The organism is Anaerofilum hominis (assembly GCF_014287275.1).
Classification (GTDB): Bacteria; Bacillota; Clostridia; order Oscillospirales; family Ruminococcaceae; genus Pygmaiobacter; species Pygmaiobacter hominis.
This window is the reverse complement of sequence record NZ_JACONZ010000007.1, coordinates 1-6031: the sequence shown is the minus strand read 5'-3', so window position 1 is coordinate 6031 and position 6031 is coordinate 1. Positions and strand designations below refer to the sequence as shown.

Annotated in this window: 8 protein-coding genes; all 8 read right to left on the bottom strand. The window is 62.1% G+C overall.

The window, feature by feature from the left end; genetic code table 11:
• The coding region (locus H8S23_RS13720; RefSeq protein WP_186888924.1) for a hypothetical protein at window positions 1-413 on the bottom strand (413 nt) is incomplete at its 3' end.
• 349 nt (window positions 414-762) lie between these two features.
• A complete protein-coding gene (locus H8S23_RS13715; protein WP_186888923.1) occupies window positions 763-1326 on the bottom strand; it encodes a hypothetical protein in 564 nt (187 codons plus the stop codon).
• Between the two features lie 36 nt (window positions 1327-1362).
• Window positions 1363-2031: a hypothetical protein gene (locus H8S23_RS13710; protein ID WP_186888922.1), complete on the bottom strand. Its 669-nt coding sequence runs from the start codon at window positions 2029-2031 to the stop codon at window positions 1363-1365.
• 728 nt (window positions 2032-2759) lie between these two features.
• Window positions 2760-3092 (bottom strand): hypothetical protein, encoded by a 333-nt coding sequence (locus tag H8S23_RS13705; protein WP_186888921.1) that lies wholly within the window; start codon window positions 3090-3092, stop codon window positions 2760-2762.
• A gap of 132 nt (window positions 3093-3224) precedes the next feature.
• A complete protein-coding gene (locus H8S23_RS13700; protein ID WP_186888920.1) occupies window positions 3225-4061 on the bottom strand; it encodes a hypothetical protein in 837 nt (278 codons plus the stop codon).
• Between the two features lie 245 nt (window positions 4062-4306).
• Window positions 4307-4672, bottom strand: a complete 366-nt coding sequence (locus H8S23_RS13695) for a hypothetical protein (protein WP_186888919.1) — start codon at window positions 4670-4672, stop codon at window positions 4307-4309.
• A gap of 524 nt (window positions 4673-5196) precedes the next feature.
• Window positions 5197-5388, bottom strand: a complete 192-nt coding sequence (locus H8S23_RS13690) for a hypothetical protein (RefSeq protein ID WP_186888918.1) — start codon at window positions 5386-5388, stop codon at window positions 5197-5199.
• Window positions 5381-6031 (bottom strand): hypothetical protein (locus H8S23_RS13685; protein ID WP_207721175.1); only part of this gene is annotated, 651 nt, incomplete at its 5' end. The genes H8S23_RS13690 and H8S23_RS13685, both read right to left, overlap by 8 nt.

Here is a 6031-nt window from a genome sequence, read left to right as displayed (position 1 = left end):
TGGAAAAACCGCTGGTCGTATTCCATGCTGTTGCACTGGGCCGCCGCGTAAAAGATCACGGCGGGCGCCGCCTCTTCCGGCAGGTCCAAAACCATGCTGTCCGCCGCGTTCTCGGGGATATCAGCCGGCCGCGCCTCATACCGCAGCGCGAACGCCCCCGCGGGCAGCGCTGCCGTGGCGTCATACGGGAACCAGTTCCCCTCCGCCACGATCTGGCAGCCCCTGTAAAAGTCCTCCGGCAGCGCGCGCGGGCTGTCCGCCGCATACTCTTTTACCCGGTAGATCGGGTAATACAGCGCCACCTCTTTCTGTCCCATATCCAAAAACAGATTGAACTTGCCCGTCAGATCCGCTTTCGGCCTGCTCTCGTCCAGCAGCTGTTTCAAGCGTTCTTTCGCTTGCCCTAAAGTCATCATTCCCTCCTGTCTGCGGCGCCGTTTTTCTTGTCCCGCCGCTTTTTCATTGCCCCTCGGAATATCTTTTCCGTTCCCTTTTTACTGCCTTTTGTCCAGGACTTAAAACCGCGGTAAAAAGTGCAGGCTGCTCTCTTTTCTGAATGCCTTGTCCCGCAGCCCCGCCTTTTCCTTTCGCTCTTGCCTAAAAACCAAGGTCTCCGCGCCGGAACGCCTCTTGAAAGGCGCTGCTTTTGCCCCATCCCCCGGTTTCCGCTTCGCTGCCAGCGGAAAGATTTGCTGCTCCCGTCCGATCCTTAAAAGGGTCTCAGATCCCTCTGCTCCGCATCTGGATACCCGGGTCTGCTCTTTACCTTTCTTCCTCTGAACGCTCCCACCACTCTTCCACTTTTTCAACTACTGCGCCCAGAAATTCTTCTAAGCCCTCGTACTTATCTAATCCAAGCTCTTTCCCCAGCATTCCTATCATCTGTTCCAATATGACCCCTTGGGCTGCCGCCATCCGCGCTTCTTCTTCCGCCTGCGCCGTCGACAGTCCCCGGCTCACTGCATTCTTATAGGCCTGCAGGTAAGTCTCCGCCGCGCTGATACCAGTGGCAATATATGGCCCGGCGCTGCCGGCTCCCGCTGCCGTAGCGGCGGCCGGGATCGCCAGGCTTTCCGCTGTGCTGCCCAGCAGATTCAGGGCCAATCCTGCGGCCTGCACCATTCCTGGCCGCTCTTCCCTGCTCTCTTGATTGTGCTGCCGCAGTTGCTCGATCGGGTTGTCCAGCAGATTCTGTACCCGCAGATAGTGGTAAGCCTCTTCGGCCGCGTACTGTTTGTCCTCCGGGGCTGCCGCCAGTTTTTCCCGCGCTTTTTCCAGATCTTCATAGGCAGTTTTCAGCTGGGTGGCATAGATGAAAGCTTCCACCGTCTGCAGTGGGGAGTCCCAAAATCTGCCGGCCAGCTAGAATCCATTGTCGATCATATCTTCCGACGGCATGCCCCACGGTGTACTCAACTTTTCCGGGAGGTCTAAAAGAAACTCCACGCCGCTGTTCCAAAGCGCATCCCTCTGTGTCTCCAACTGGGCCAGCATCGGGTACATCAGCGTCTCATAACTTCGTTCCCCGCTCACTTCATAGGGGCTGAGAAACGCTTCCACACCAGGGGTCATACCGCTTTCGCTGTAGATGGCAGCCCCGGCCTGGTCCATGATGGGCTTCATCTCGTTCTGATAATGATCCGCCGCCCTGGAAATATTCGCTCCGATTTCTCTGCCCAGTTCCAACAGTCCCTGTGACTGTTCCTGTTCCCAGCCGGCGGACAGCTGGGGGACAGCCGGCAGCGACGTCGTCTGTTCTGCGGCAGGCGTCTGCTGTGTGTTTTGAAATTTCTGCATTTCTTTCCCAAGATCTTTCAGTTCCCACGGCGGGTCTGCGCTGCTGGTCAGGCTCGGCCGTCCAGCTTTCTGTCCGCCGCCCAAAAAGCCGGTGGATGCTGTACCCTGCAGATTTGTCGGACCGCTTGAACTGCGATTTTTCAGATAATTGCCGTAGGCGCGTTTGCGGACCTCCGTCTCCTCCTCCCGATCCCCCGGTACCGCCCACAGAACTGTGCTCTTTTTCAGTGCCACTTGTCGTTTTCCCCCTTTGTCCCCGCCTGCTCTGCAGCCGCGGGGCGGTCGTTTTTTCATGGGGCCGGGTACTGCCCCCGGCCTGGTCTTTGCCCATGGTGAAAAGGGGAGAACGGCAGCGGACCGCCGCACCTTCACCTGTCCTCCCGCGCTCCCCCTTTTGACAAAACACAGCGCCAGATCAGCCTCCCGCCGCTGTGTTTTTCTCACACGCTTTCCGCCTTTTTCGGCAGATGTCCGGGTCGTCGGCGCGGCCCCGCCGATCAAACATCCTCTCGTCTTTGGACCGAATAGGGTTCTCCCACGCGCACGCTCCCGCTTCCGTGACCGGCTGGGGCTTTGCTGCCCTGCCACGCCTGTTTCTTTACGGCAGCAGCAGTGCCCCAACTTTCATCGTGGTCGCGCCGGTCATTAGGACGGCTGCAGGCCCGCTCAAAACCTCACTCTTTGCGGCCGTCCATGCGAGAACGGCACGCCGTTCTCCCACACGCATGCTCCCGCTTCCGTGACCGGCTGGGGCTTTGCTGCCCTGCCACGCCTGTTTCTTTACGGCAGCAGCAGTGCCCCCACTTTCATATTTGTCGGGCCGGTCATTAGGACAGCTGCAGGCCCGCTCAAAACCTTACGCTTTGCGGCCGTCCATACGAGAACGGCACGCCGTTCTCCCGCACGCACGCTCCCGCTTCCGTGACCGGCCAGGGCTTTACTGCCCCGCCGTACTTTGCCCTTTACGGCAGCAGCAGTGCCCCAACTTTCATATTTGTCGGGCCGGTCACTTTTACTGCGCCGTTTGCCTTAAACGCGCCGCTCTCCAGCACAAACGCCAGGGTGGCGCCCGCCGCCACGCTCACAGTCAGGTCCGCCACACCCTGAATGCCGTTGCCCGCTTTAAAGGTGATCTCCCCAGCGGTGGAACCGCTGTTTTCCACCAAGATCAAGGTCTTGGTGTCCTGCCCGTCAAAGGCGATCTCTCCGCCCTCCGCGGTCAGCGCCGCAAGAGCGGGCAGGGCCGTGCCGCCGTTCAGCGGCACCCTGGTCAATGCGATCTTCGTTGCAGCCATCTCTCTTGTTCCTCACTTTCTCCGGGGGCTGTCCCCGGCCTCCCATTTGCGGCAATTTGTTTTTGTCCCGCAAGCTGTTTTTTCTTTCCCTCGCGCCATCTCTGGCCGGGTCCCGTTTTTTCAGCCGTTTTTCTAGGCCCCGGCTTTCACGTTCATCACCATCAGCTCTTTGGGCCGCACGATCTTGGCCTGATACAGCACAAAGCCTTTCACCGCGTCTGAAAAACCCTTTTCCGGGCGATACGCCTCCGTGTGGGTCATCGGGTTGACAAACGCGATAGCCTTGTCGGTGTGCACCATCACCAGGCTGTTGCCCTCGCTGTCCCGGGCCACGTTATTGCTCATCTTGACGATCACGTTGCCGTAGCGGCCCACGCGGCCGTTCTCCAGCAGCCTCGAGTTGTTGGTGTCCAGCACGGTGTAGGCCTGCTTCAGCCGCATATACATCCAGGGCGGGATCTCCATCATGATCTTGCCGTTGGGCCGCACATCGTTCTCATACAGCTTTTCCAGCGCCTTGTCGATCTCTTCCAGCACATTGTCTTTGGTGATCTGCACCGCGGCGGCGCTGTATTTGAGCGCTTCCCGCGCCGCAGCAACGCCCGCGATATGGGTGTCCATCGCAAAGGCCAGCCCCTGGGTGGCCTCTTTGCTCAACGCCTCCAGCACACCGCCGGTGGCCTGCCGCTTGTCGATGTCGTCCACCCGGTAGTTGAAATAGCTGATCTGCCGGATTGGCAGCAGCACGCTGGTGTCATCCACCTTTTCCGGGTCGTCCAGCACGATCTCCTTGTTCTCGGTGGTCGTGATGGTGGGCTTGCCCACCCCCAGGATGCGCACCGCATCGCCCATCTTTTTCACGTCGCCCTCATACTGCCGGTTGCAGCCCTCCGCGTAAACCAGCGAGCGCTCCAGTTCCCGGTTGATCGCAGTGGACCACACGTCCGGGATAAAGTTTTGATATGCCATCTGTTCAAACTCCTCCTTTTTTGTGGGACGGCCTGCGCCGTCCCCGCTTCTGTTTTCAGCGGGCTCCCTCCCGCCCTGTCCCCGCCCTTTGCAGCCTTTGGGGCAAGACCCCTGATCTTCCCTTCTTCTTGAGGGCTGTTGCGGCCGTCTTTTACAGGCGCAGACAGGGCCCGGGCCCGCCGCTCATGCCGTGCGCCCTCCCGCCCGCCCCATCCCCGTCGCGTCTCGCCTCCCTTTCCTCCCGCTCACCATCGGTCCATCGAGCGGCGTATGCGCTCAAAATTGCGCTCGATCTCACTGCGCGACATCCGCGCCACCTCGTCCCGGGTGTAAAACCCTTTGCCTCCCACGGGCCGCACGTCTCCCATGCTGGGCGGCTGTCGGAAACTGCGGTTTTTCTCTGCCCGCAGGGCCTCATAGGCGGCCAGCGGGGAGACGCCGGCTGCGCACATGGCGATAAACTGCGTTCCCAGCTCGTCCACGCTCTTCGCCTGCTCGTCTGGATACGCCCTCCGTATGGCGCTCAGATCGTTTTCAAAAACGGTTCGCATCTCCTGCTGCTGGTACTGCCGCAGCTGTTCGCCCTGGGCGCGCAGCTGCAGATCTTCCATCCCGGCCCTCCCGCCGTCCCGTTCCTCTCTCCATGCGCCGGGGCCCCGGCCCTCCTGCGGGGCGGGGGCCGCAGGGCGTCCCTCGTCCTTTCGGGGGACGGCGGCCCCCGCACCGTCCTGCGCTGCGGCGTTTTGGGCCCGAGCTTCCTGCCTTCTGCCCTGCTGTCCGGCAAAGCGTTCGTTCCGGCCGGCGGGCTGCCGCCCGACAGCTTCCGCCCCTGCTGCGCCCGCAGGCATTTTCCCCAGCTTCCCCGGGTCTGCCTGCGGCAGGCGTCCTCCCTGTGCGGCCGCCGCTTCCATGCCGGGGCTGTTCTCTGCCGGGACGCCGGTGATACTGCTGCTCTGTGCTTCTTCCATCTCTTTCTCCTTTTATCCCTGGTGAGGGCTTTTTGCGGCGCGGGCTGGCCGCCGCCTGTCCCCCGCTCTGCGCCGGCTCCCTTTGGCCCAGCGCCGTTCCCTGCCGCTTTTTGTCCTGGCCGGCTCCTCTTCTCTGCGCTTCTGCGCTCTTTTCCGGCAAGCGGCGTTTATGTCTGTCCGCCGTCCGGGCCCCCGATCAGATAAGCCCGGGTCTGCCGCACCACCTTGCCGCAGTTTTCACAGTGCGGGTCGCGGCAGGTCAGGTCCTGTTCAATGTATACCGCCGTCGGTGTGTCGGGGCTGTCGTCTCCCCGTGCCACCGTCCGGCTGGCCGTGATCCTCATTTCCGTTCTACACAATGGGCAAAGCATTCCGCTCACCCCCTCTCCCGGCCATGCCCTGCGCCAGTCCGGCGCCCGCCCCGAAAAGCCCTTCTCCCGCAAGCTGGCCCGGTGCGCCCGTCAAAAGTCCTGCGCCGGGGGGCATTCCCGCGGCTCTGCCCGGTGTCTGCCCCGCTGCGCCCGGCGGCGTCATCCCGGCCTCTGCTCCGGCCGCCTGCTGCTGAAAAACAGCCTGCCGCCGCTCCAGTATCGCCCGGAACTTGTCCTTCGGCACCCCGCTGTTCTCGTCCAGCGCCTCCACATATTCTTCAAATGTGATATGTCCGCGGGCCAGCGCGTTCTCCAGCGCCATCTCCCGGCTCAGCACGCTGTAGGGGTCCGCCGGCGATACGTCGATGCGGATGTCCACTTCCATGCCGGTCAGGGCCCGCTGCGGGATAACGATCTCTTCCCGCCCGCCCTGGCCGTCCGGCAGCTGCACCGCCATCCCGTCCGCCGAATAGGCCGCCCACAGCTTGTACCAGATCAGTGCCAGGTCCTCTACAAACTGCTTGTAAGCCGCCGTCTGCTCGTTCAGGTTCATCGCGCTCTGGTCCCGCGCCGCCTTGATGGCCTCGCCGCTGGCCCTGGTGGGGTCCACCTGCCCGGTGGCCGCATCCGA

Bases quoted from the DNA above. Each gene is read 5' to 3' on its own strand.
- H8S23_RS13705 (WP_186888921.1), bottom strand. From the start codon at position 3,092: ATGGCTGCAACGAAGATCGCATTGACCAGGGTGCCGCTGAACGGCGGC.
- H8S23_RS13700 (WP_186888920.1), bottom strand. From the start codon at position 4,061: ATGGCATATCAAAACTTTATCCCGGACGTGTGGTCCACTGCGATCAAC.
- H8S23_RS13695 (WP_186888919.1), bottom strand. From the start codon at position 4,672: ATGGAAGATCTGCAGCTGCGCGCCCAGGGCGAACAGCTGCGGCAGTAC.